The organism is Flagellimonas allohymeniacidonis (genome assembly GCF_004296335.1).
Lineage (GTDB): Bacteria > Bacteroidota > Bacteroidia > Flavobacteriales > Flavobacteriaceae > Flagellimonas > Flagellimonas allohymeniacidonis.
The window spans coordinates 1-24,362 of record NZ_SGIU01000003.1; the positions used below are offsets into that span (position 1 = coordinate 1).

At 40.5% G+C, this 24,362-nt stretch carries 25 protein-coding genes; 9 read left to right on the top strand and 16 right to left on the bottom strand.

From position 1 onward, the window contains the following. From EW142_RS16760 to EW142_RS16100, 7 genes are all read left to right on the top strand, one after another. Positions 1–763: hypothetical protein (locus EW142_RS16760; protein ID WP_165395299.1), on the top strand; the 763-nt coding region annotated here is incomplete at its 5' end. Between the two features lie 67 nt (positions 764–830). Then, positions 831–2,807: a T9SS type B sorting domain-containing protein gene (locus EW142_RS16075; RefSeq protein WP_240740243.1), complete on the top strand. Its 1,977-nt coding sequence runs from the start codon at positions 831–833 to the stop codon at positions 2,805–2,807. Positions 2,808–2,829: 22 nt separating this feature from the next. Beyond that, complete coding sequence (locus EW142_RS16080) at positions 2,830–3,762, top strand: PorP/SprF family type IX secretion system membrane protein (RefSeq protein WP_130615969.1); 933 nt, start codon at positions 2,830–2,832, stop codon at positions 3,760–3,762. A gap of 77 nt (positions 3,763–3,839) precedes the next feature. Next, positions 3,840–4,373: an isopentenyl-diphosphate Delta-isomerase gene (gene idi / locus EW142_RS16085; protein WP_130615791.1), complete on the top strand. Its 534-nt coding sequence runs from the start codon at positions 3,840–3,842 to the stop codon at positions 4,371–4,373. Continuing rightward, positions 4,370–4,777, top strand: coding sequence for a 6-pyruvoyl trahydropterin synthase family protein (locus EW142_RS16090; RefSeq protein WP_130615793.1), 408 nt, complete (start codon positions 4,370–4,372; stop codon positions 4,775–4,777). The genes idi and EW142_RS16090 overlap by 4 nt, the downstream gene beginning before the upstream one ends. 1 nt (position 4,778) lies before the next feature. Further along, positions 4,779–5,744: a type I phosphomannose isomerase catalytic subunit gene (locus EW142_RS16095; RefSeq protein WP_130615795.1), complete on the top strand. Its 966-nt coding sequence runs from the start codon at positions 4,779–4,781 to the stop codon at positions 5,742–5,744. Positions 5,745–5,768: 24 nt separating this feature from the next. Then, on the top strand, positions 5,769–6,041 hold the full coding sequence (locus tag EW142_RS16100) for a hypothetical protein (protein ID WP_130615797.1): 273 nt from the start codon (positions 5,769–5,771) through the stop codon (positions 6,039–6,041). A gap of 2 nt (positions 6,042–6,043) precedes the next feature. Here the strand turns inward: EW142_RS16100 and EW142_RS16105 are convergent, their stop codons facing one another. From EW142_RS16105 to EW142_RS16130, 6 genes are all read right to left on the bottom strand, one after another. Next, on the bottom strand, positions 6,044–6,736 hold the full coding sequence (locus EW142_RS16105) for a DUF4369 domain-containing protein (protein ID WP_130615799.1): 693 nt from the start codon (positions 6,734–6,736) through the stop codon (positions 6,044–6,046). Positions 6,737–6,842: 106 nt separating this feature from the next. Continuing rightward, on the bottom strand, positions 6,843–7,883 hold the full coding sequence (locus tag EW142_RS16110; protein ID WP_130615801.1) for a glycosyltransferase family 2 protein: 1,041 nt from the start codon (positions 7,881–7,883) through the stop codon (positions 6,843–6,845). Positions 7,884–7,908: 25 nt separating this feature from the next. Then, positions 7,909–10,014 carry a tetratricopeptide repeat protein gene (locus EW142_RS16115; protein ID WP_130615803.1) on the bottom strand — a complete coding sequence of 702 codons (2,106 nt, stop codon included), beginning with the start codon at positions 10,012–10,014 and terminating at the stop codon, positions 7,909–7,911. Between the two features lie 162 nt (positions 10,015–10,176). Then, positions 10,177–11,439 carry a DUF819 family protein gene (locus tag EW142_RS16120; RefSeq protein WP_130615805.1) on the bottom strand — a complete coding sequence of 421 codons (1,263 nt, stop codon included), beginning with the start codon at positions 11,437–11,439 and terminating at the stop codon, positions 10,177–10,179. 35 nt (positions 11,440–11,474) lie between these two features. Beyond that, complete coding sequence (locus tag EW142_RS16125) at positions 11,475–12,287, bottom strand: HAD family hydrolase (RefSeq protein ID WP_130615807.1); 813 nt, start codon at positions 12,285–12,287, stop codon at positions 11,475–11,477. Further along, positions 12,272–14,470: a DUF5916 domain-containing protein gene (locus EW142_RS16130; RefSeq protein WP_130615809.1), complete on the bottom strand. Its 2,199-nt coding sequence runs from the start codon at positions 14,468–14,470 to the stop codon at positions 12,272–12,274. The genes EW142_RS16125 and EW142_RS16130 overlap by 16 nt, the downstream gene beginning before the upstream one ends. 173 nt (positions 14,471–14,643) lie before the next feature. On the opposite strand from EW142_RS16130, the gene EW142_RS16135 reads away from it, so the two are divergent. Continuing rightward, the gene (locus EW142_RS16135) at positions 14,644–15,411 is read left to right on the top strand and encodes a S1/P1 nuclease (protein WP_130615811.1); all 768 of its coding nucleotides are present in this window, start codon (positions 14,644–14,646) and stop codon (positions 15,409–15,411) included. Positions 15,412–15,413: 2 nt separating this feature from the next. Here the strand turns inward: EW142_RS16135 and EW142_RS16140 are convergent, their stop codons facing one another. From EW142_RS16140 to EW142_RS16150, 3 genes are read right to left on the bottom strand one after another with little or no spacing between them, the layout of a single operon-like run. After that, entirely contained in the window at positions 15,414–15,692 is a 279-nt protein-coding gene (locus EW142_RS16140; protein WP_130615813.1) for a TIGR03643 family protein, read from the bottom strand. A gap of 18 nt (positions 15,693–15,710) precedes the next feature. Beyond that, positions 15,711–16,307, bottom strand: coding sequence for an alpha-ketoglutarate-dependent dioxygenase AlkB family protein (locus EW142_RS16145; protein WP_130615815.1), 597 nt, complete (start codon positions 16,305–16,307; stop codon positions 15,711–15,713). Position 16,308: 1 nt separating this feature from the next. Continuing rightward, positions 16,309–17,184: an AraC family transcriptional regulator gene (locus EW142_RS16150; RefSeq protein ID WP_417935795.1), complete on the bottom strand. Its 876-nt coding sequence runs from the start codon at positions 17,182–17,184 to the stop codon at positions 16,309–16,311. A 204-nt stretch (positions 17,185–17,388) separates the two neighbouring features. On the opposite strand from EW142_RS16150, the gene EW142_RS16155 reads away from it, so the two are divergent. Beyond that, positions 17,389–17,742 (top strand): hypothetical protein, encoded by a 354-nt coding sequence (locus EW142_RS16155; protein ID WP_130615817.1) that lies wholly within the window; start codon positions 17,389–17,391, stop codon positions 17,740–17,742. A gap of 48 nt (positions 17,743–17,790) precedes the next feature. On the opposite strand, the gene EW142_RS16160 is transcribed toward EW142_RS16155, so the two are convergent. The 7 genes from EW142_RS16160 to htpG all read right to left on the bottom strand — a co-directional run bounded on the left by EW142_RS16160 (position 17,791) and on the right by htpG (position 24,132). Next, positions 17,791–18,423, bottom strand: coding sequence for an MOSC domain-containing protein (locus EW142_RS16160; RefSeq protein WP_130615819.1), 633 nt, complete (start codon positions 18,421–18,423; stop codon positions 17,791–17,793). Positions 18,424–18,479: 56 nt separating this feature from the next. Continuing rightward, the gene (locus EW142_RS16165) at positions 18,480–18,878 is read right to left on the bottom strand and encodes a hypothetical protein (RefSeq protein ID WP_130615821.1); all 399 of its coding nucleotides are present in this window, start codon (positions 18,876–18,878) and stop codon (positions 18,480–18,482) included. Positions 18,879–18,886: 8 nt separating this feature from the next. Beyond that, positions 18,887–19,075: a hypothetical protein gene (locus EW142_RS16170; RefSeq protein WP_130615823.1), complete on the bottom strand. Its 189-nt coding sequence runs from the start codon at positions 19,073–19,075 to the stop codon at positions 18,887–18,889. Between the two features lie 159 nt (positions 19,076–19,234). After that, the gene (locus EW142_RS16175) at positions 19,235–20,350 is read right to left on the bottom strand and encodes a helix-turn-helix domain-containing protein (protein WP_130615825.1); all 1,116 of its coding nucleotides are present in this window, start codon (positions 20,348–20,350) and stop codon (positions 19,235–19,237) included. Positions 20,351–20,451: 101 nt separating this feature from the next. Beyond that, entirely contained in the window at positions 20,452–20,661 is a 210-nt protein-coding gene (locus EW142_RS16970) for a DoxX family protein (protein WP_313790929.1), read from the bottom strand. A 146-nt stretch (positions 20,662–20,807) separates the two neighbouring features. Beyond that, positions 20,808–22,148, bottom strand: a complete 1,341-nt coding sequence (locus EW142_RS16185) for a hypothetical protein (RefSeq protein WP_130615827.1) — start codon at positions 22,146–22,148, stop codon at positions 20,808–20,810. 97 nt (positions 22,149–22,245) lie between these two features. Beyond that, on the bottom strand, positions 22,246–24,132 hold the full coding sequence (gene htpG / locus EW142_RS16190) for a molecular chaperone HtpG (protein ID WP_130615829.1): 1,887 nt from the start codon (positions 24,130–24,132) through the stop codon (positions 22,246–22,248). Positions 24,133–24,362 lie beyond the last annotated feature (230 nt).

Sequence of the window (24,362 nt, forward strand, 5' to 3'; positions counted from 1 at the left end):
GGCGACCAACGAGATCCAGGATTTGGACGCGGTGCTGACCGAGGGGAACGATGCGGGCGGTGCCTCGATCACGAACCTGGCCGACCCTACCAACGCACAGGACGCGGCGACGAAGAACTACGTTGACGGGATAGCGGATGATGATGTGTCTATCACAAATACAGTAGCAGGTAATCGAATTGCAACTGTATCTGAAACGGGTATTACCCCAGTAGACATTAATGAAACAGTAACGTCTTTATCTCAAAATACCACAACAGGTGTAATTAGTTATATCGATGAGGATGGAGGAACTCCTGAAACTGCCAATGTAGTGAGCACTGATGCAAACAACGAACTTAGTGTTGGTGCTGATGGTGGAGCATCTTTTGAAATGACTGATATTGATGTTGACGGTGATGGGTCGGACGAAACGACAGTTGACGAAGCTATGACTGATATTACCAAAGTGACTGCCAAAGCAGGAAGAATCTTTTATCCACCATCCATAGCTATTGATGCATCAACGCTTGTAAACAATGTAACTATTGATTTGTATCAAGAATATATTGACCAATTTGGAGGTCCTGCTGCTAGAAGTACCAGTGCACCAGCTTTGATTCCCACTTATGGCAGAACGGAATTGTATTACTATGTAACCTTGGTTGATACATCGGTTATCAATATTGATTCAATAGATGATAATGGCCAGATGCAGTACGACATTGTAGGTACTCCAGCAGATTACAATTCTTTGATCAATGTGGTATTTGTTGTAAAATAATTATTTAATCAGGCAAGGTAAATTGAAGACAAGTACCATCCATAAAATTTTATTTAAGTGCCTGTTTTTGGCATTCTTTGGTGTACAAACAATTAGTGCCCAATTTTTGCTTCAGGCTCCCAGTGGCGGTGGAGAATCAAATTATCAATGGTTTGAGGCTTCCGATTTGGGAACAGTCCTAGGCACCAATTCTTTTTATGTAACCACGCAGCCTGGAGTTTATTTTGCTACCTATGATGGTACCCTCTGTGGGTCCAACGCCACTGGGTACTTTATACTTACAAATTGCCAAGCACCTGACAATCAAGTTACCTTAGATATTTCAGCAAGTATTCCTTCCGGAGCCACTATAAATTGGAGTCCAGCCCTAGCGGGTGACCAAACCCAGCCAACGGTAACGAGTACCACAACAGTAGAAAGGTATATCGCAACGATTACAAAGGCTGGAAATAGTAGTGATTTACCAAGGTTTACGGTTGTTTGTATGAGCGCTGCAGCAAACTTGGTTGATGATTTGGTAACTGTGGATGAAGATAGTTCAGTTGTTGTACCCATTTATGACAATGATACAGGTTTGCCTACTACGGGAACCTTAACCACAACAGACCCACCAAACGGTGCGGTATCCATCAATAATAATGGAACACCAAATGACCCAACCGACGATATTGTAACGTATACTCCAGACCCGGACTATAACGGACCGGACACTTTTGATTATACTGTGTGCAACTCAATGGGCGACTGCAGCACTGCTACCGTTACTGTCGATGTACTTCCTATCGTAGATGCATTTGACGATTCAGTAGCGACATTCGAAGATATCGCTGTTGACATTGATGTGCTGGGCAATGATAATGATGTACCGAATCTAGGGACTCTAACATTTACAACACCATCTGATGGAAACATTTCATTGGTGGACAATGGAACCCCCGCAGACCCCTCGGACGATGTGTTGAACTACCAACCTACTTCAGGATTTACTGGGACGGATTCATTTGATTACACTATATGCGATAACTTAGGAAACTGTAGCACAGCAACAGTAACCATCATGGTTAATCCTCCGGGTGCTGACCTCGATTCTGACGATGATGGGATACCTGATAGTTTTGAAGATTTAAATGCGGATGCGGATAATGATCCTTCAACCAACCCGACGGATACCGATGCGGATGGTATACCGGATTACCTAGATATTGACAGCGATGACGACGGTATTCCAGATAACGTTGAAGCCCAGCCTACTTTGGGATATATTCCACCTAGCCTAGTGGACGCAAATGGCAATGGAGTAGATGACGCTTACGAAAATGCGGGATCTGTAGGATTGATTCCCGTTGATACAGATGTGGACGGGCTTCCCGATTATGTGGATGATGACAGTGATGGTGACAATGTACCTGATATTATCGAAGCCAATGATGATAATCAAGATGGTATTGCTGACGTAACCTTGACAGGTTCGGATAAGGACAATGATGGCTTGGATGATGCTTTTGAAGGGGGCACAGCCATTGATATTGATGTAAATGATGAAATCGATGATCCTTCAGCGGATTTAATGGACACCGATTCTGATGGTGAAGCCGATTATAGGGATACTGATGACGATGACGATGGTATTGCAACAACAGATGAGGATTTGGATTTGGATGGGAACTATGCCAATGATGATTCGGATGAAGATGGTATTCCAAATTACCTAGATCCAGATTTGGGCCCAACAGATGAAGACCAACCAGATGTAATCAATGTAATAACGCCAAATGGTGATAACGTTCATGACGTTCTGACCATAACCAACATAGAGAATTTTCCAAACAACACAGTAAAGATTTTTAACCGATGGGGTGTCATGGTCTATCAGACCAACTCATACAACACCTCGGGAAATGTTTTCGATGGTACATCGGAAGGAAGGGTAACCGTAGACAAGGACAATAAATTGCCAGTGGGTACCTACTTCTATATCGTTGATTACGAAGATCAGAACGGAAGTATGAAGCAACTCTCAGGTTACCTATACATCAACCGCTAAAAATGTTACTGTGGAACGAACAATGAACATAAAAACACTTTTCCCTACCATAAGCCTCTTTTTTTGTTTCTGTACGATGTTATGGGGCCAGCAAGATGCGCAATACACCCAGTACATGTACAACACGGTAAGTGTTAATCCTGGGTATGCCGGTTCTCGTGGTCACTTAAGTGTCGCTGCTTTATACAGAAACCAATGGTTGGGGCTTGACGGGGCTCCCGAGACACAAACACTAAACCTTCACACTCCATTGGGCTATAGGGGAGTAGGGTTGGGAGTTTCTATAGTTAATGACAAAATTGGACCCACATCCGAAACGTATTTTGATGTAGATTTTTCTTATACCATTCAAACTTCATTTGACGCAAGGCTAAGTTTTGGACTTAAAGCCAGCGCCCATATGTTGGATATTCGTTTCTCAGAATTGGATGAGTTCGAAATTGACCCGCAATTACAAGCCCAACAAGATATCAGAAACCAATTTTCCCCAAATATTGGAGCAGGAATTTACTATCATACGGAACGCTTTTACGCGGGTTTTTCAGCACCTCGTATTTTAGAGACGGAACATTTTGATGAGTCCTCCATTTCCACCGCCAAGGAACAAATCAACTGGTATTTGATTGGTGGTTATGTTTGGGATTTGAACCCCTTTTTGAAATTTAAACCTACGGTTTTGACCAAGGTGGTTCAGGGAGCACCTTTACAGGTAGATTTATCCGCCAACTTTATGTTCAATGAAAAGTTTATTGGGGGAGTGGCCTATCGTTGGGATGCAGCCTTTAGCGGCCTGTTTGGTTTTCGTGTTTCCGATGAAATGTTCATTGGTCTGGCCTACGATAGGGAAATCACTGACTTGGGTGCAACCACCTTTAACGACGGTTCATTTGAGGTAATCGTTCGCTATGATTTCATAAGAAACATCGGGAACTTGAAATCCCCACGATTCTTCTAATTCAAATTATTTCTTCTTAAGAAGTTTTTAAAAATGGGAATGCGAACATTTTCCTACAAACGCCCTATTTTTACAGAATGAAAGAAGAAAATGTGATATTGGTCAATGAGAATGATGAACCCATTGGCTTAATGCCCAAAATGGAAGCGCATGAAAAAGCCTTGCTCCATAGGGCATTTTCCGTATTTGTACTGAATCAAAATGGTGAGATCATGCTCCAACAACGTGCGAAGGATAAATACCATTCGCCATTACTTTGGACCAACACTTGTTGTAGCCATCAAAGAGAAGGAGAGAGTAATATTGAAGCCGGGAAACGTCGCCTACAAGAGGAAATGGGCTTTGACGTAGAATTAAAGGAACTATTTTCATTCATTTATAAGGCCCCGTTTGACAATGGCCTCACTGAGCATGAATTAGATCATGTGATGTTGGGGTACTATGAGGGTGAACCTAAAATAAATGTGGAGGAGGTTGCCGATTGGAAATGGATGCATCCGGAAACAATCAAACAGGATATTCAAAAAAGTCCCGAAAAATACACAGAGTGGTTCAAAATCATCTTTGACCGTTTTTATGACTATTTCGAAGAAAAAAAATCTGTGCTATGAAAGTAAAGGTTAGTAGAAAGGCACATTTTAATGCAGCTCATAGGCTTTATCGACCTGACTGGAGTTTCGAAAAAAATGAATCCGTTTTCGGTAAGTGCAATAACCCAAAATACCATGGTCACAATTACGATTTGATTGTAAGTGTTGAAGGAGAAATTGACCAGGAAACAGGATATGTGATGGACATGAAGGTACTCAAAGACTTAATTAAGTCCGAAGTGGAAGACGCCTTAGATCACAAAAATCTTAACGAGGATGTTGAAGAGTTCAAAAATCTAAATCCAACTGCTGAAAATATCGCTGTGGTCATTTGGAACAAACTCCGGGAGCATATTGACAAAAGCAAGCGATTGGAAATTGTGTTGTATGAGACTCCCCGCAACTTTGTAACCTATTCTGGCTAATATGTTATACCCACTTAAATTTGATCCTATTCTCAAAGAACGCCTATGGGGCGGCACCAAACTCAAAGATGTACTTGGGAAACCCATAGAAAGTGGGATTACAGGAGAAAGTTGGGAGTTATCTGGAGTGGAAGGTGATATTTCCGTTGTTTCGGAGGGGAGTTTAAAAGGCATTTCGCTTGTTGAACTGATACAAGAACAGGGTACTGACCTTCTTGGAAAAAGTGTTGTGGATCGCTTTGGAATGGAGTTTCCCATTCTTATCAAATTTATTGATGCCAAAAAAGACCTGTCCATTCAATTGCATCCGAATGATACTTTGGCGAAGGAACGTCACGATTGTTTTGGTAAAACAGAAATGTGGTATATCATGGATGCAGACCCAGGCTCCCAGTTGATCGTAGGTTTCAACAAGGATGTGGAAAAGGAAGAATACGCCAAGAGTCTTGAAAACGACACTCTTTTAGATCTGTTGAACTATGAAGAGGTGGCTGAAGGTGACACATTCTTTATAAATACAGGTAAAATACATGCGATTGGAGCTGGGGTTCTTCTGGCCGAAATCCAGCAAACATCTGACGTTACTTATCGAGTTTTTGATTTCAATAGAAGGGACAGTAAAGGTAAGCTTAGAGAGTTGCACACCGAATTGGCGTTGGATGCCATTGATTACAAAAAGAAAGATGATTACAAGGTAAACTATACCAAAAAGGTGGATGAGGTCAACACCATGGTTGATTGTCCTTACTTTAAAACGGATTTTCTCGAATTGACCTATTCGATGAAACTTGATTTGAGTGAGAGGGATTCCTTTACGATTTTCATGTGTGTAAAAGGAATGGCTGAAGTGCGAAACGACTTTGGTTCCACGTTGATTTCCAAGGGAGAGACCATTTTATTGCCTGCTTTGAGTACCTTTGTTGAGATTGACACCCAAGGGGCAAGGCTTTTAGAAGTTACCATTTAATAGTACATTTGAAAAAACTGGAGTATGGCTAGTATTCGCGACTTAAAAAAAGATGTAAATTTTGTTTTGGGTGATATCATCGAAGCGGTCTACATTTGGGAGGCCGGCTCCAACAATAAAAACTCGGAAGAGGGCAGTGTAATTATTGATAGGGCCATTTCAGTTTTTGATGAGTTGATGTCCCAAATACATCAAAAGGAAGTTACGGACAGAAAATCCCATTTTAAGGATATTCGTACTCAACTCGAAAACAAAGCCACCGAATTGGTGGAGGAACTCAACAAACTTGCAGATTAGTTTTACTTTCCTAAGAATTCCTTGAATTCTTTACCATATTTTGATTCCAGCACCCTTTGGGATAAAGCGCCGTAAACGGAGTCCAAATATTTTGGGTTCGCCTCTCTGCCCTCAGTTAACATGGCATAGGGGGTTACGTATGAGTCTCCATTGTTGAGTCCAAAATTAAGCGTGTACCTATAGCGGTTTACGATATTTTGAGCAATAAGCTTTTGAATAGAGTCCAAACTTGTCGAATCTTTTGAGATTTCTGGGACGGCAGTTTGCTGCATTAATTGGAGCTCTTTGATGTTGAATTGAGAAAGCATATCAGTGAATTCAGAAAGCTTTTCTTGGGACTGTGAGCCCTTTATTTCGGGGTCGACATCAAAGGTATTCCATGAAGTATTTATGGTTATGGTACCCTCTTCGCCAAAAAAAGTGATTCTATCGTTGATGTCGTTGTTATCCTGCTTTTTCAAATAGAGATAGAAAATCTCTGGACTTTCAAGATTGTACCCGAAAGAAAAACTACCATCACCTTTGATTTCCAAGGAATCAATATTGACCAATGTGGAATCAATGGGTTTTTGAAAGTACAAAGTGCCTTTTTTCAAGCCTTTTATAGTTCCTGAAATCAACATATTGGGTTCACTTTCTTTTTGGCAGGAGAATAGTAGTGCACCTAGAAATAAAATGACAAAGACGCGTTTCATGCATAAATTTTTGTGCGGCAAATATCTATATATTTCTTGAATTAGCTGAAATAAGATAGTGCTTTTCTATCACAAGAAATGGGCAAAATATGTTCTTTGATGATATCTAGATATCCGTTTTTGGTGCATGAAAAATATCGTACTGCATGGCCTGAAGAAGCAGTTGAAATCCCAATATTAAGGCCAAGGTAATGATCATGATGGTGCCTGTAGGTGCAAAGGCCTTTAAAAATGAGTAATGAACCCAAGTATACGAACCGAAAATGATTCCAAATAGAAACAGAGGGAGACCAAAAAGGATATATACGGAAGCTACATTGAAATCATATAAAAAATAGTCTTTTAGAACTCGCTTTACCAGTGTCTTGGTTAAGTTGCCGGAAAACACAAAAACCATCTTGAACAAATTCATGTTTGACTTTTCATTTCTGTAAATAGCGGGCATGGCAACATCCTTAATGGCAATTTTTTGAAAATAAAACTGGGATAACATGGAAGTTTCAAAAAAATAGCGGTCAGATAACTTATTTAGGTCCATATTTTTAAGAACTAAGGAGTTGCAGGCAACAAAACCATTTGTAGGGTCGAAATTATGCCAATACCCGGTAGCAAGCTTCACCAAAAAGGAGAGGATGAGATTTCCCATTTTGCGGGGCACGGGCATTTTTTGGAGCGCTCTAAAATCCCTAAATCGATTCCCTTTGCTCACTAGAGTCTGATTGGTGACCAAGGGTTCCAGAAGTTGGGGAAGATAGTTTAGGTCCATTTGGTTGTCGGCGTCAACCTTTATGAGGAAATCAATTTTTTTAGTAATGGCAAAAACAAAGCCTTTTTTGGTCGCACCACCTACCCCCAGGTTCTTTTCATTCTTTAGAAAATGGCAGGTAGTGTGGTCGTTGAGTGCTTTGGATATTTCCTTTTTGGGTAATATTTCCTTGCTATCATCATCAACAATAATTACAGCATCTATATAGCTTGGTATTTTTGCTACTACCTTAACAATTTCCTTTGATGCATTGTAATAGGGAATGATGATTCCCAAGCTATTTTCGTATAACAGTTTGGCCTTCATGTTCTTTTCCATGTTTGCCTTTTCGGAAAGGGTCAATCTTGGATTACGTTTTATTAAAGTATTGGCTGTTGGCATATCAATGGCTTTTTGGGTTATCAACCTATGGTTCTATTTGGGCGGTGGTGGCGAGTTTGTTTTGAACAAGGTGTGTCTTTTTTTCACCTTTTATTATGGCTACGTAGTTTCTTGCATTTATTAAATCAGGATTTTGGGTCAAGGCCTGCTGAAAGGCCATTAGGGCCATTCGCCTATTTCCTAATTTAAAATAGGCGAGGCCCATCTGATTTAGGGCAGAGGGAAAATGATGTTTGATTTCGAGAGTTTTTTTGGCATGATGCAAGGACTGGGCAAAACGGTTTTGGCGATAATAGACCTCACTTACCTTTAAGTGATTTTCTGCTGATGGCGACTGGGAAAGTTCTTCTTGTAAAACTTGAAGTAAAGGTTTCTTGTTAAGACCTATATCAAGATATTTTTGAGCTAATCCGTCGTTTTTTTGGGCTGAAAGTCGTTTGCTTGAAAGCTCAACCAACGCATGCCAATTTTTGATTTCATGGTAAACCTCCAGCAATAGGTTCGATGAATGTTGAAAAGACGGAGCTAATACGGAGGCCTTTTTTAGACACTTTCGAGCTTCTTCGAATCGTTGTTGTTGTTTAAGAAATCGGCCATAGAAGTAAAGAGAGGTATGTTGATTGGGATTTAAGGCGAGTCCTTTCTTAAAGCTTCTTTCGGCACCTGCCAAATCACTGAGATGTTCTTTAGCGATTCCAAGGTTTATATGGATGTTGGAATAGCTCGGAAGAAGTGTCAAGGCTTTTTCAAAACAGTTTTTTGCTTTTTGATAATCTCCAGACCCTAAAAGGGCTACTCCATAGTTCATATGCCCCCTACCATTTTCTGGGCACTTTTTCACCACATCTTCCCATAGGGAAAGTTCATTTTTCCATACGCTATTTCGTTGTGTGATACCATAGAAGTGAAGTCCAAAGAAAACGATAAGAAAAAAGGAAGCGAAGGTCTTCAATTTGTGTTGGTATAAGGTTTTTGGGAGGTGTCTCTCCCATAAAAAGCGTATTCCAAACACCACTGCAATGGTTAATCCGATATAGGGTAAAAAGGTTCTATGATCATTTAAAACTTCGGCAAAAGGGACAAAAGAGGATGTTGGCAACAGGCCAATAATAAACCAAAGCATTCCGAAGGACACTATGCGCGTTTCCTTTTGTTTGGAAGCCCTTAGGGCAATAAAAAGAAAAAACAAGAAAACTATGATTCCTATAATGGCTCGATAATCCAAAACTGACTGGAAAGGCATCCAATCGGTGTCAGCGGAAAGATTATATGGAATAAAATAGGTCAATACATAATGGCCAAAAACAAAAGGCTGTGTAATGATGTAGTTATATCTGCTAATATTCCCGGGAGAAAACGTGTCTGGAAGCATTTGGAAATAGAACAATAGATATAAAAAGGTAAGAGCAACTGCCGGCCAGGTTTTCCTAAGGGCATTTAAGCATTTCTGAATCTCTTTTCTTCTATAGAATTCAAGAAGATAGGCCTGTTCTTCCAAAAGGAGGACATACAAAAACAGCAGTGGAGCAAAAACAAAGGCTATTTCTTTTGATAGAAAACCAAAAAGTACAAATAGTAAATAGAGTCCTTTCCTTCTCCAGTATTTGGAATTTAGAAAGACAAAAAAAGCTAGGAGGATGAAAAATGTTGCAGTTATTTCAGCTCTTTGTATGATGTAATTAACAGTTTCGGCATTCACACAATTGAATCCAAAAGCCGACGCACATAACAATGCCAGATATCGATTTCTATTGGGCTTATGCTTATCATGAAGCATACGATTAACCATCAGAAACACTAAGAAGCAAACCCCAAGAAACATGAGAAATATATGGGTGTGATAAGGAGCGGTATAAAGACCCCCAATGGCATAGTCCAAAGAATTTTCCAAAGTGGTCAAGGGTCGATAACTCCGGTTTGTGCTTAAGGAGCTAAAAGTTTCGGGGTTACTAAAAAAATCCAGCACCTGAAACTGCCTTATAGCCGTATTGTTTACAATGGTGTGAAAGTCATCAAAATGAAACGAATTTGTGAAATGGTTGGAATAAGAGGCAACCAGTGCGATTACGGCGGAAATCGCGAGCGTGTAAAAAGTTTGGTTCTTTTCAAGACAAATTTTGAGGCCTTTCATGCTACTTCTTTAAGGCATGACCGCAATTCCAATGGATTGGGCCAAAAAGGTTTGCATGTTTAAGGTAGAGGGAATTTAGCCTGTCTTAGTGCAGGAATTTAGGAATACAGGATATGAATTGATGAATTGGGAGATTCGTTTGAACTTGAATCTTACACTTGGCTATACTTGAGATGCCACTTCCATGAGCAGGGCACAGATATAGGCTCCGGCCGTACCCACAACATAACCAAAAACCGCCAACAAGATACCCACTGAGGTCAACGAGGGGTGGAATTCAGCTGCAACCACGGGAGCAGAAGCCGCCCCACCTACATTGGCCTGGCTCCCCACTGCGAGAAAAAAATAGGGTGCCTTTATGAGTTTAGCCACCAAAATGAGAAGACCTGCGTGAAATGAAATCCAAATTAGGCCAATGGCAATGAGCCCTGGATTTTCCAATACACGTCCTAAATCCATTTTCATACCTATTGTGGCTACCAAAATGTAGATAAAAACACCTCCAATTTTACTTGCTCCGGCCCCTTCGTAGTTTTTCGCTTTGGTGAAAGAAAGCCCTATACCAATACAGGTTGCAAAAACGACCATCCACAAAAACTTGGACCCTAGTGAGGACAGGATTTTTTCCTTGTTGCGAATGACCTCAAAATTGGCCTCCAAAAAATCAGCAAAATGGTGGCCCAAGAGATGGGCAATACCCACCCCGGCAAAAGCATAGAAGGTCATCATCATAAAGTCATGCAAACTGGTTATCCTAGCTATTTTTTTGGTATGTTCCGTAACTTTTTCTTTAAGTGCTTCGATGGATGAGGTATCTGCTTTCAACCAGCCATCAATTCGCTTTGATCTTCCGATGCCAAGGAGGATAATGGCCATCCACAGATTTGCTACAACAATATCTATCAGTACCATTCCTCCAAACTTTTCAGGATTGTACTGAAATACCTCCAGCATGGCGGCCTGATTTGCCCCACCACCGATCCAACTTCCAGCTATCGTCGCCAAACCGCGCCAAACGGCATCAAACCCAGCTCCGCCAACCGTTTCGGGTGAAAAAATGGATACAATCAATATGGCAACGGGACCTCCAATAATAATTCCAGCAGTACCCGTCAAAAACATGATCAAGGCCTTTGAGCCCAAATTGAATATCGCCTTTAGATCGATACTCAGGGTCATCAAAATCAAAGCTGCCGGTAAAAGATATCTACTGGCAATGTAATAGGTGTTGGACGCCTCTTCCTTAACGATTCCGAGGCTTGCCAAAATCGCTGGCAAGAGGTAACACATTAAAACGGTAGGTACAATGGCATAAAACTTTTTCCAAAAACCTGTTTTGATGGAAGAGGTATAAAAAACGAATCCTAAACAAAGGCAAAGAAGTCCAAAGATGACAGTATCTTCAGTAAAGGGAAGTTGGTTCATAGTATTTGGCTACTAGTTTACCAAATATAGAAAAATCATAATCGGTCGTGGAGGAATTTTGCAACTCCATCCTCCGTATTGGCATAGGTTACAGCGTCGGCGACCGCTTTAACTTCATTGCGTGCATTGCCAACAGCCACTCCGAAACCAACTTTTTGAATCATTTCAATATCGTTGTAGTTATCTCCAAAAGCCAAAATATCGTCCAAAGTTTCATTCGGAGCCAGCAAAGACGTGATTGCAGATAGTTTTGAGGCCTTTTTTGGGCTCATCTCAATAATGGTGTCGCTTGAACGATAGGAATGGACTTGATTGGCAAACTTGGTTTCTAATTCTGAAAATACACGATCTAGAACTTCCTCCTGACCCATCAACATAATTTTATGGGCACCTTTTTTTTTGGAAGTCCAACGACTTAGGGTTACCTCTGTGTTTTCAAAAATGGGGTAGGTCTTGGTATTGAATATTTCCTTTTGTACGCGTTCGGACGTCTCGCTTACAAACCAATCATCATCACTATAAAGACCGAGTTTTATTCCCATTGATTTTGAGATTTCCGCAATTCCCTTCAAGGTTTCACCAGAAATGGTTTCAGAGTAGAGCGTTTTTCCTTCATGTTGAATTAAGGCTCCATTATAGCAAATAGTAGGATGGTTTTCAATGCCCATTCGTTGTTGTAGGTATTGAATGGATTTGGGCATACGCGCCGAAACCAGAATAATCATGACCTTGTCCTTAATTTGTTGGATTATTGAAACCGTAAAATCAGATACATCATTTTTAGTGGAAAGCAGGGTGCCATCCAGGTCAGAGCAGACTATTTTAAACTGCTTTAAATGTTGAGCCAATAGGTGAATTTAAGGTTGATAGAGCGGCTTCTGGGCATGAAACTGTTTACAAAGTAGTTGTCGTTGTAAACAATGAACAGGTCAGACAAGGGAGCAAAACGCCATTGCAGCCTTGAATTGAAGCCCAAATTATCTCTTTGATTGCTATATTGAACTAGGTTGGACCAGAAAATGGATTTACTGAATGTTACATTGATTCGTGGGCTTACCAACCAGATATCAGCACTGGGAAAGGGGTCGGGAAGGTTGATATTATCGTAAACCACATCCAAAGAAAGAAAAACTTTGGGTTGCAAACGCAAGCTCATGTTTCCTTCGAATGAAAACCGGTTACCGTTGAAAAAATCCCCATAGCCTGGTTCCAAGGAATAAGAAAACACTTTTCGACGGTCGCTTTGAAATTCAACCTCGTAGCTAGTGTAATAGTACCCTTGGTCTGCAGGCAACTCAATCGCTCCATCCGTTCCTGTGGGATCAAAGGGGTCCGTAAGAAAGGTAAACCTGTTGAACATCCGTGCCGAAATTTCTTCTTGGGTCTTGAATTGGGCGCCCCATCTCCAAAAGATGGTATAGTCGGTATTCTGATAATCCAAATTAGGTCTCCAAATGGCATTTGGACTAAATCGAAAACCATGCGAATTGATTTTTCCCTTTTTTGGCCAAAAGGTGTACTCAACAAAAGGCCGTGCCGCGACGATATCCTTTCTTCTTACAAAACCAAGATCGGCCCGATAATCTTCCCCTACAAAGTTTCCGCGCACACCAAAATTTACATTTCTCGAGTTATACCGCAAATCAACGCCCCCAGCGCTGTCATCATCTCCGATATCGCGGGCAAAAGACTTGTGGAAGAAAAACTTTCCCACCCATGTGTTGTCCGAGGAGGCAAGATTGTAATCCAGTCCCACCACACGGTTATAACGATCGGTCTGATCTAAGAAGTCATAGTCTTTAAAGGTTTGGCGGTTCACAAAAATGAAGCTAAGGTTGGATCGCGAGAACATCTTTTTTTGAAGGGCAAAAACCGTGTTGTTATTACTAGGTATCTCGTTGGGAACATCTTCTTCTGTTTGAATATTTAACAAACCCAGCCGCCAATCTTCATTGAGTTTTCCACTTAGACGAATACCTCCAATGATTCCGTTTTCAATGGTGTCGTCGTTAATATCATCGGCAATACCAATTCTTCGGGAAAAGAAGGGGTTGGAGTCACGTTCGTTTCCGAAGGTCCCAAATAAGTCCACGTTGTCAATAAAAAACTGTCTCCTTTCGGGTAGGTTGACTTCAAATCGTGTAAGATTGGTGAAAAAGTTATCTACCTCCACGTTTGAAAAATCTGGATTCACGGTGATGTCCAGGTTCATTCCGTTTCCAATCGCCACTTTGGCATCTGCTCCAAAACTAAAATCATTGGTGCTTTCATCATTTTCAAAATCCTTTAAGGAAATTCCATTGACATAAGGAATTATGGCCAATGGCGTCCGTGATCTTCCCAAGGGTTTTTCGAACACCATATCGCCCATGAAAGCAAGATTGAAAACAAATTGATTTTGTGGGATTTCAGCCCATGTGCTTGTCTCGTTGGTCTGCATATCGAAACGGTAGCTGTTGAATCGCCATTTGGTCTCTCCCTGCTTAAACTTGAACGAAGTAAGGGGAATGGCCATTTCACATACATAATACCCATCGTAAATTTTGGACTCGCCACGCCATTTTACATCCCAAGACGTGGTAAAACCACTCAATGTTGTTCCCCCATTTGAAATCAATGCTTCCCTGCGGACCCCGTATGGATTCATTCCGAACAAAAAGGCATTGGTGCCGTCATTGAAAGTGTCAAAAAGCAAACTGATGTTATCATTGCCCCCGGCTCTAAAATCACGCTGAAGTGAGGGTATCACGTAGTCATCCCCTTCTGTGTTGACCTTAATTCCAATATAGAGCGTTGTGGCACTGTACAGCATTTTTATGTCTGTTTGCTGCTCCGCCAAAATGGAATCAGAAGGAAAATACTGTTGAAACTTATGGGCACTTTCGGCAATTTCCCAAACGGATTCATCCAAAACAGCATCAATTTTAATAGGCTGGTCGATGAATTTTACGGTAAATTGTTTTGGTGTGTTTTGTGCGGAAAGTATGAGTGGTAAGAATACCCAAAAAACTATAAAATAGCGTTTTGACATCAGTTAATTTGAATTAGTCGCCCAAATTTAAGGGGAAGCATAGTTAAAAAAATGCCAAATGTGATTGGATTTTCCAATGTAAGAATTGAAGCTTTGGAATTTCATGGCGTTTTTAACCTTAACCATACCTAATAAACGCCTTCATTTCCTATTTTTGGCGAAATTCATCAATCATGAAAAATCTCTGCATCTTCCTCTTTTTGTTACCCTACCTGGTTTCGGCGAATTTCTGGGGCAAAACGGGCCATCGTGTGACCGGCGCGATTGCCGAGAATCATCTAACTCCAAAAGCGAAGCGTGCTTTGAATGACCTTTTGGATGGCCACAGTTTGGCCTTTGTATCCACTTTCGCAGATGAAATCAAGGCAGATAGGTCCAACTCCCGATTTTTTGCATGGCATTTTGTGAATTACCCTTTGGATGTACGTTATGAGGATTCTGAAAAAAGTGAGTATGGTGATGTAGTGATGGCCATTGAAGAATGTATTCGGATTATTAAAGATGAAAATAGCAGTAGGGAAGACAGGGTTTTTTATTTGAAACTACTGGTACACTTTGTTGGAGATTTGCATCAGCCCATGCATGCGGGTAGGGGGGATGACCGCGGTGGCAATGATATTCAACTACAATGGTTTGGGGAAGGTACTAACCTGCACCGTGTTTGGGATAAGAATCTGATAGAATCCTACGGCATGACCTATACTGAACTGGCGGACGAGTTGGACCGGGTTCCACGCAAACAGAAAAAAAAGATTCAAGAAGGTACCATTTATGATTGGGTGCACGAATCCCATCAACTTGCAGCTCAGATTTATGATTCGGCCAAAGTCGGCGAGAAATTGGCCTATCGGTATACCTACGATTATAATGACCTATTGTTTCAACAGCTGCAAAAGGCAGGTCTGCGTTTGGCCCAGGTGCTCAATGACGTCTTTAAATAGGATTACCTTTTAGATATTTTGTTGCCCGTTATTTGCCGCTGCATAGTGCATTTAAATCGGTCGACCTCACCACTCCTCAATTTTTGATGTTTGGTACTTCTACCCTGAACCCGCTTTCGCCACATTTTAAAACTACTGGGTTTCATCTCGCGACGCATGATTTCAATCGTTTCTTGTTCGGAGATTCCAAATTGGTAGGTGATGGCCTCAAAAGGGGTACGGTCTTCCCAAGCCATTTCAATAATGCGGTCCAAATCCCGTTCGGTAAATTTCTTTTTCATGCAGGGCAAAAATACGAATTAGCGAATTACGCGGAAGGTAAGGTTGATGCGCTCCCCAATATTTCTAGAAGTCTTTGCAATTTGATGCTGCCAAAAATGCTGTGTTTCTCCCTTCATTAATAACAGACTTCCATGTTGAAGAAGAATTTTATGCTTAAGGGTTCTATCTGATTTATGCCTCAAATGAAAATTACGCTCTTCGCCCAAAGTAACCGAAGCAATTACCGGATTTGTTCCCAATTCCTTTTCATCATCGGAATGCCAGCCGTTACTGTCCTTCCCATCTCGATAAAGATTCAGTAAACAGGTAGTAAAAAGAGTATCGGTCTCTTCTTCAATGGCAGTTTTTATTTCCAATAGATTCGAAGTGAACGGTTTTGGCTGCATGGTGATATTGGAATAGGAGTAAGACCTGTTGTTCGAAGCATATAGGGCTGTCAATCGCGGCTGGGCATACACCTTACCAAATACTTTAATGTCGTCTTGCTGCCAAGGTGTATTCTTTCTCAAACTTTCGAAGAAATCGTCGGCTTTTTTGAAATCGAAAAAATTAGCAAAATACCAAATATCACTATCCGGCAAATCGAGCCTCACTTTTTCCGAAAAAAGCTGCATATCAGTGAAGCACGGTTTTTAATTGATTCCGGTATTCCGAGGGATTTTGGCCTGTGAATGCCTTAAAGGACTTATTGAAGTGAGAAAAATTGTTAAACCCACTTTCGTAGCATACCTGGGTAATGCTTAGCGGTTGCTCTGCCAACAGTTTGGAGGCATGCACCAAGCGGTATTCGTTAACAAATTGTGTGAATGTCTTATTGGTAATCTTTTTAAAGTATCTGCAGAAAGAGGGCACCGTCATACTGACCATATCTGCAATTTCATCAAGACTGATATCTTCTTTAAAATTGGCTTTGACATGGTTAAAGACGATGTTTATTCGGTCGTTGTCCTTTACCTCGGTCTCCATGGAAAAACCTTCCGCATTGAGCACTTTCATTTCTTCCGAGTTGGCCAATTGATTCAAAATGTTCAATATGGAAAGTAAGCGTTGAAAATCGGTTTGGTACTCCAAAATTTCCATTTTTTCTCCCACTTTCATTTTAGTCTTGCCATAGAAGGCAATACCGCCCTTGGCAACTTCAAAAAGATTTTGAATGTTTTTCATCTCCGGAATATCAAAAAAATCACTTCCTAAGAAATCATATTTCATTTGCACCAGAGTCTCACTCTTGTTCCCGGTCAGTTTATCGGTAAATCCGCAATGGGGAAGATTTGAACCAATAAGTATAAGATCACCTTCCCTAAAATAGGAAACATGGCTGCCAATTTGCCTTTTGCCTGATCCCCCATTGATGTAAACCAACTCTAATTCAGGATGATAATGCCAGCCGTTGTTCTTGTTTTCTTTGTGTTCACTAAACTTCTGATAGGTGAACGAATGCCCAAAACTTGGGGCTATAGCTTCAAATGTAGGTTTTTGATTGTTCGTCATCATAATATCCTTTCCTATAGTAAAGGTATAGTGGGTTTTTATACCGATTCTATGCAAAATTACCACAAATCTATGGTATTTTAACCTTAATGTTTCCTTAACACTCCATGGTGGGTAATTTTCCATAGATATTGGAAAAAATGGTGGTATTTAGGGAAGTGATCACAGTGTAGTTTTGTCCTGTAATCTTAAAAACGATACGTTATGAAATCAGTTTTAAAAACTATTACAGTAGCAGCAGTTCTATTTGCAGGAGCGGTAGGATTTGCCAATGGACCAGCAAAAAGCGAGGTAGAGAAAAAGCTTGTAACCGTAGAGCTTGATCCTGTTTTTGTGAAGAAGGGAGATACATTGTTGATCAATCTTTTGAACCTTTCCCAAGAAAATGTTACTCTCAAAGTATACGATAGCGAAGGTAGATTGGTATTCAGTGAAAAAATCGAAGGTGAGGTTGTAGTTGAAAAGGCCTTTAACTTCGAGAAAGCTTACGAGGACGAATATACCGTTATCGTTGCAGATGCTTCCGGAACCTACAAAGAGAAGGTAAGCGTACGATAAGTTGTTTAGTTAATTTAAGTTCGAGAAGGCCCTTTTTTGGGCCTTTTTTTATGCGAATTTTTTAAGTCTTTCCCTTTTACCGACAGGCAAAGCCTCATTTTCTATAGCAAGTTGTAAAAGCTTTGGGTCCTTTTTTCGAGCAAAAAGCAGCTCATAAAATCCTTTTGTAGTAAGGGAAGTTGATGATTCCTCTACTAACTCTAGGGTATCACCGACAGATACTTCACCCACTTCCAAAATTCGTACGTAGGTTCCGGGATGTCCGTGTTCGATAAACTGCCTTAGGATTTCCTGTGTACCAAATTTCACTCCCAATTTGTAGCAAGGCTCCCGAGGTTGGGTAATTTGTACCAGCGCAGTGCCCAATCGATAAATGTTTCCAATGCGAAGTTCACTTTCATTCAAACCCTTGACGGTGAGATTTTCGCCAAACATGCCCCAGTCCCAATCTAGATTGGGATACTTCTTTTTCCAATAGGGGTAGTGGTCAGCTGAAAAAAGATAACAAGCCTTAAAAATGCCGCCATGTACTTTTCGGTCGGCGATTACGTCATCAACAACGCTTTCTTTTTCAAGTTTGATTGGTTTGTTGACAGGGGTTTTGTAAATGCCTGTTGTGTGGGTCTCCCCATTCCATAAAAAGCTCTTGGGTCGAGCTACGTTTGTACTGATTACCTTCATACCTTGAAGGTAAAGAAAATCAGTTTGAAAGTTGAGGGCGTTAACAAAAAAATGTCCTAAATCACCAAAGCTTCTTGGTGTCGGAATTCTAGAATGTAAAGATGCAAAATATGCTCTCCAACATTCTCTAGGTCATGAATGTAATTGTTCTCACAATGCTCCACATATTTGGTGTCCCCTTTTTCGAACTGGAGCAAATCGATTTTACCATTGCTATATCGTGAAATGGCCAGTCCCGAAGTTAGGCAAACCACACTGCAGGGATACCGATGCTTGCGAAAGGGAATTCGCTGGTTGGGCCATAGCGAAAGCTTCCACAATCGGGAGGTTTCGTTTTCGTGGAGTAACTGATGCCCTACGGAATCCTTTAAACTTTCCTCGTCCTGTAATTCCCGAATTTTTTCGATATCCCAAAGGTCAAAATTACCCTCTGGGTTCAACTGGACGCATTTCATTTGGTATTCTACTTTTTCAGGGTGATGTAAAGCACATAAAAAGAGATGACCACCAATAGGGGCAAAAGCATGAGGTCATAACGTACAACAATTACCGGATTGATGGTAATCCATTGTTGTACCTGCATTTCCCAGATAACAAAACAGGCCCAAATCAATACGAGGCACAACCAACAGATGTATTTGCTGAAATCCATTCTTTGTTTTTTGCGGCTGCAAATTTTCTAAAAATGAAATGCCATCACCAAAAAGGGACTTGCTTAAGGCGTATTGATTTCCGTTTTGTAGACAAAATGGGAGTACTTGGTTAAATTTCGTGTAATATGTTGAGGTAATGTTGTGTAGAACAGGGGCGATTAGTTGGGAATCGTGGTCTTGTACGTTTTTGGGGTTACCCCGGTTTCTTTTTTAAAAGCATTATAGAATGCGCTTTTACTGTTAAACCCGACCTCTGTTCCGATTCCTTCAATGCTAAGGTTGGCCGAATTTTTATCTATTAACATTTGCTCGGCCCTTCCAACACGATAGCGATTGATATAGGCATTAAAGTTTTCATGATACACCTGGTTGATAGCGTTGGAAATTTTTCGCGGATGCAATTTGAGTGCATCGGCCAGCCCCATAATGGTAAGATTCTTATCCTCAAAAACCTTTGACCCTTCAACATAAGCATCTATTTGTTTCACCAATTTTTTTAGTTCCGAAATAGGAATAGAATCAATTGGATTTGATCTTAGATTTTGAATTTTAGTAGGTGCCATGGACTTTTCTTCCGGAATGGCCGAAACTATGTTGCGCTGCAGAATGCCATGAATGGATGCCCAGTACAACATAAACACGTTATAAGAGGCATACAAAATGCGATAGCCCATGGAATCCTCAGTAAAGTAGCGGATGAAATGCAGAAGGAATAGTACAAAACCAAAAAAGACAAAACGCTTAACCCATCGTAGCTCTTTGTGCTCGACCAAAGTGTACTGATTGACAACCTCCTTGGAATGTTCTTGAATGAACCGCCACATGTACAACAGAATCCCGGTTGAATAGATCAATGCTACCAAGAAGAACGGGCTGTACCAGTTTGAGTTGACCCATTGCATTTTGGTAGATAATGGCAAGAAGAAAACGACAACCTGAAACAATAGGGCCAATAGTCCTGGATAGAGACACCAATAGGCAATTTTCCGATTTGAAAAAATAGAGATTTTTTGAATATACACGAAGAAGAGGGAGGCTAACAACCATTCTCCAGGTCTTGGCAGTACTTCCAGTTGAGGCATTTGGCTTATTAGATTCATATCCTCCAGAATAATGGGGATAAAGCTATAAGCATAGGTAAGTACAAAAAGACCCAAAAAAAGTGTGGACTTATTTTCTTTACGATTGGTGTACAAAAGGAGGGAACCAAGGATGATACCTTGCAGACAACCAAAAATATCAATTATGGATATGATATTGTAGTTGATTTCCATGCATGGATTTTTACCAAAAGTTAATAATTTATCCGAAAAGTCCCACAGTTTTTGCTGTAAAAAAGCCTTAAAAACCACCTATGCAAAAAGAGGTAGAAAATTTACAAATACGAATAGGCCCAATACATTAAAGCCAATTGGAGGGGAATCCGAATCAATAAAACCCATCTGGGCAAACCAAATGAAGCCCTCTGATTGTTGAGCATATTGAAATGCACAGGAAGAAAGGCCACAAGCATTGCAATGATGAGATAAATGGAAATCTCTTGGGTAAGGTCAAACAGAAGTCCAATTCCTAAAACCACTTCCATAGCACCGCTTAAATAAACGAAAAAAAGCGGTTGCGGTATAAAAGAGGGCATTATTCTTTTATAGGCTTTCGGGTAAAGAAAATGTAATAGCCCAGCAAGCATATATATACCCACCATAAGCCATAAGTGCCAGGGTATGGTTTGCATCATTTCTCTCTGAATAACCAAAAAGGTATCGATTCTGTAATCAAGCTGACAGTATCTTTCTCTTCTTCCTTCTTTTTTCTCTTCAGTTGAAGCAAGTGTTTGCCTTCATCAACCCCATTAAGGTTTAAAACTGTCTCAAACCCCAACTGATCTTTGATGTTGGTCGTTACTAAAAATTCACCGTCCAGCTCAAGGGTATCAATTTGAAATGAATATATCGCGTTGACTACCTTGAGGAAATGTTTTCTAATACTATCTTTTTGGCGTTGGGTTTTAATTTTATCACTCCAATCTGAATTGAACTCAATGGTGGACGTTAGGCCTCTACGGTCCTTTTCTGGGACCAAAGTGCTGTCAAAGGCAAAAACCCGGTTCTCCAAACCTTCAGAAAATGGCATGAATACCTGCAAATAGGACGTGGTGATTACTTTGGATGGTATGACCAATTCCCCGGGATAATCTTCGTCATTTATCAATAAATCAAAATAATTCTCTTTGTTGGCGAATTGCTCGGAAGAGTTTCTTTCCTTATCCAAAAAGTTAGAGTTGCGATACTCAATAGAGGTAACCAATAGGATGATAAAGTAAATTGGAGTCAGCAAAAGGATAAGCCGTTTGCCAAAACGGTTATCCAAAAAATTATAGATCAGAGGGCGGTAAAGGAAAGAGAGTGTTAGAAAACTAAAGACCCAATATATCGGAAAATACACTTTGGCAACCCATTTATTGCGTTTAAGCAGTCCTTGGGTGAGGAAATCCACAAGGGTGATGAGCATTCCAAGACACAAGAAAATCATTAGAGGAATACCAACTCCCTTTGAAATCCACCCGGGTAAAGCATCATTGCCAATTATGAAATTGGCAACCAAGGTCAAGGTCAAAATCACACAGGTCAGGGCAAGCACATAAAAAATCAGCAAAAAGGATATTGCAAAAAGAACGCTGCAATAATTTTCCAAATTGGCGATATAGCGGTCAAATGAAACGATCCTCTTTTTTAGGTAGGATTTAAACTTTTCGCTGTATTTCAGGTTTTCAAATTCGATATCGCCAGAAACATACCGAAGACCCAAGGCACCTATCCATAAGCCTCTTAGAATAACATGGAGAAGGAGGTTAAAAAGAAGAATGGAACATGCGATATAGGCTATAAAATGCACAATGAAACTGTAAATCTGCTGTTCATTCTGGGCATTCATCATTGCTGTTTTAAGGGGGTCGTAAGCCGTGAATAAACCGAAAATGGCAAATCCCGAAATGATCAGCTCCAGCTCCCAGCTTTGCTGTTGTAATGAATCAAGAAGCTTTTTGAACTGCGGACTTTTGTAATCGTTGCTCATGGTTTGAAAAGTTTGGCGGATTCAAGATAAGACTTTGCCACAAAAAAACCGCTTTGGCCTCCCAAAGCGGTTTTTAAACGTTCAAGGCAAAAGATACCTACTTGATCATATCGTAACTGCGTGAAATAAATTTGGTCAATTCCTCTCCCTTGAGCAAGCCTTTTGAAAGTCTTGCAAGGTCTAGCGATTGATTGATCAAACGTTCCCGTTTTTTGGCAGTTTTGGTATTTAAAATTTCACCTACCAATTCGTGGTTGGTGTTCACGATGAGGTTGTACATCTCTGGCATATTGCCCATTCCAAACATTCCACCGCCACCAGTTTGCTGCATTTCCTTCATTCTTCTCATAAACTCGGGTTCTGTGATGATAAAGGGCGATGCTGAACTGTCCATAGATTCCATTTGAATGGTGAACCCTTTGTCAACAACCACTTTTTCCAACTCCTCTTTGAGCTTATCTTTTTCTTCATCGGATAGTTTGGAAATGGCCGTATCTTCTTTTTTGATAAGATTGTCAATATGGTCGGCATCCACCCGGGCAAAGGACAATTTTTCTTTGGAGGTCTCCATTTTTTGCATCAAATGGGATATAATGGGGGAGTCCAGCAACAATACCTCATAGCCTTTGGCTTTGGCTGCTTCTATATAACTATGCTGTGCTTCCTTGTCTGAGGCATAGAGCACAACCAATTTGTCGTCCTTGTCGGTTTGATTTTCCTTGATTTTGGCTTCAAGTTCTTCGAAGGTGTAGTAATTGCCATCCACTGACGGATACAAAGCGAATTTTTCAGCCTTTTCGAAGAATTTTTCTTCCGACAACATTCCGTATTCGATAACTACTTTGATATCATTCCATTTTTGCTCGAAATCCTCGCGGTTGTTTTTGAAAAGGGAATTCAGTTTGTCAGCTACCTTTCTTGTAATGTAGGAGGATATCTTCTTCACTGCTCCATCCGCCTGTAGATAGGACCGCGAAACATTCAAAGGAATGTCCGGTGAATCGATCACCCCGCGGAGCATTGTCAAAAACTCTGGAACGATTCCTTCCACATTGTCCGTTACAAATACCTGGTTTTGGTACAATTGGATTCGGTCTTTTTGAATGTTAAGGTCATTGGTCAACTTCGGAAAGTAAAGAATACCTGTTAAATTAAAAGGATAGTCAACATTAAGATGGATGTTGAACAAGGGCTCCTCAAACTGCATGGGATAAAGCTCCCGATAAAACGACTTGTAATCCTCCTCTTTTAGATCAGTGGGCTGCTTGGTCCAAGCTGGATTGGGATTATTGATGATATCATCAACTTCTTGGGTGGGTGCAGGGTCTTCCTCTTTGGCACCTTCTGGTTTGGGAAGTGTCTCTGTTTTAGTCCCGAATTTTATCGGGATGGGCATAAACTTATTGTACTTTGTCAGTAATTCACGTATTCTGGAGTCTTCCAGGAACTCGGTTGAATCTTCAGCGATATAAAGGATGATCTCGGTACCTCGATCTTCTTTGTCAGCTTTCTCGATGGTAAATTCCGGTGATCCGTCACAAGTCCAGTGCACTGCGGTTTCATCCCCAAAGGTTTTGGTAATAATCTCAACCTTATCCGCTACCATGAAAGCTGAGTAGAATCCAAGACCAAAGTGGCCAATAATTCCTGCGTCCTTACCAGCATCCTTATATTTGTCTAAAAACTCTTCTGCCCCTGAAAAGGCAACTTCGTTGATGTATCTTTTTACTTCCTCCTCGGTCATCCCCACACCCTGGTCTATAATCCGGATTTGTTTGTCATCTTTATTGACGATAACTTCAATTAGAGGATTGCCATATTCAACTTTGGCTTCCCCTATGGAGGTAAGGTGTTTTAGTTTTAGGGTTGCATCCGTTGCATTGGAAATCAATTCCCGAAGGAAAATCTCGTGATCACTATAAAGGAACTTCTTGATTAATGGAAAAATGTTTTCTACTGAAACATTAATTTTACCTGTAGCCATTTTGTAAACTTTTTCTTTTGCCCTTCAGAAGTCAAAAAAAATACCATACTAAAAGAACTGACAAACTGACATCAATTATTTTTTAACATTCTCCCTTAAACTTTAACATCTTTTTGTTTATTGTTTTTTTGCAAATGCTAAACAAATATCTATATTTGTAATGTTGTAGAAAATTGCTATGAATTAGTATTACACTATAACGAGTTTGTTTATTTATTGGTTAGGTTGTT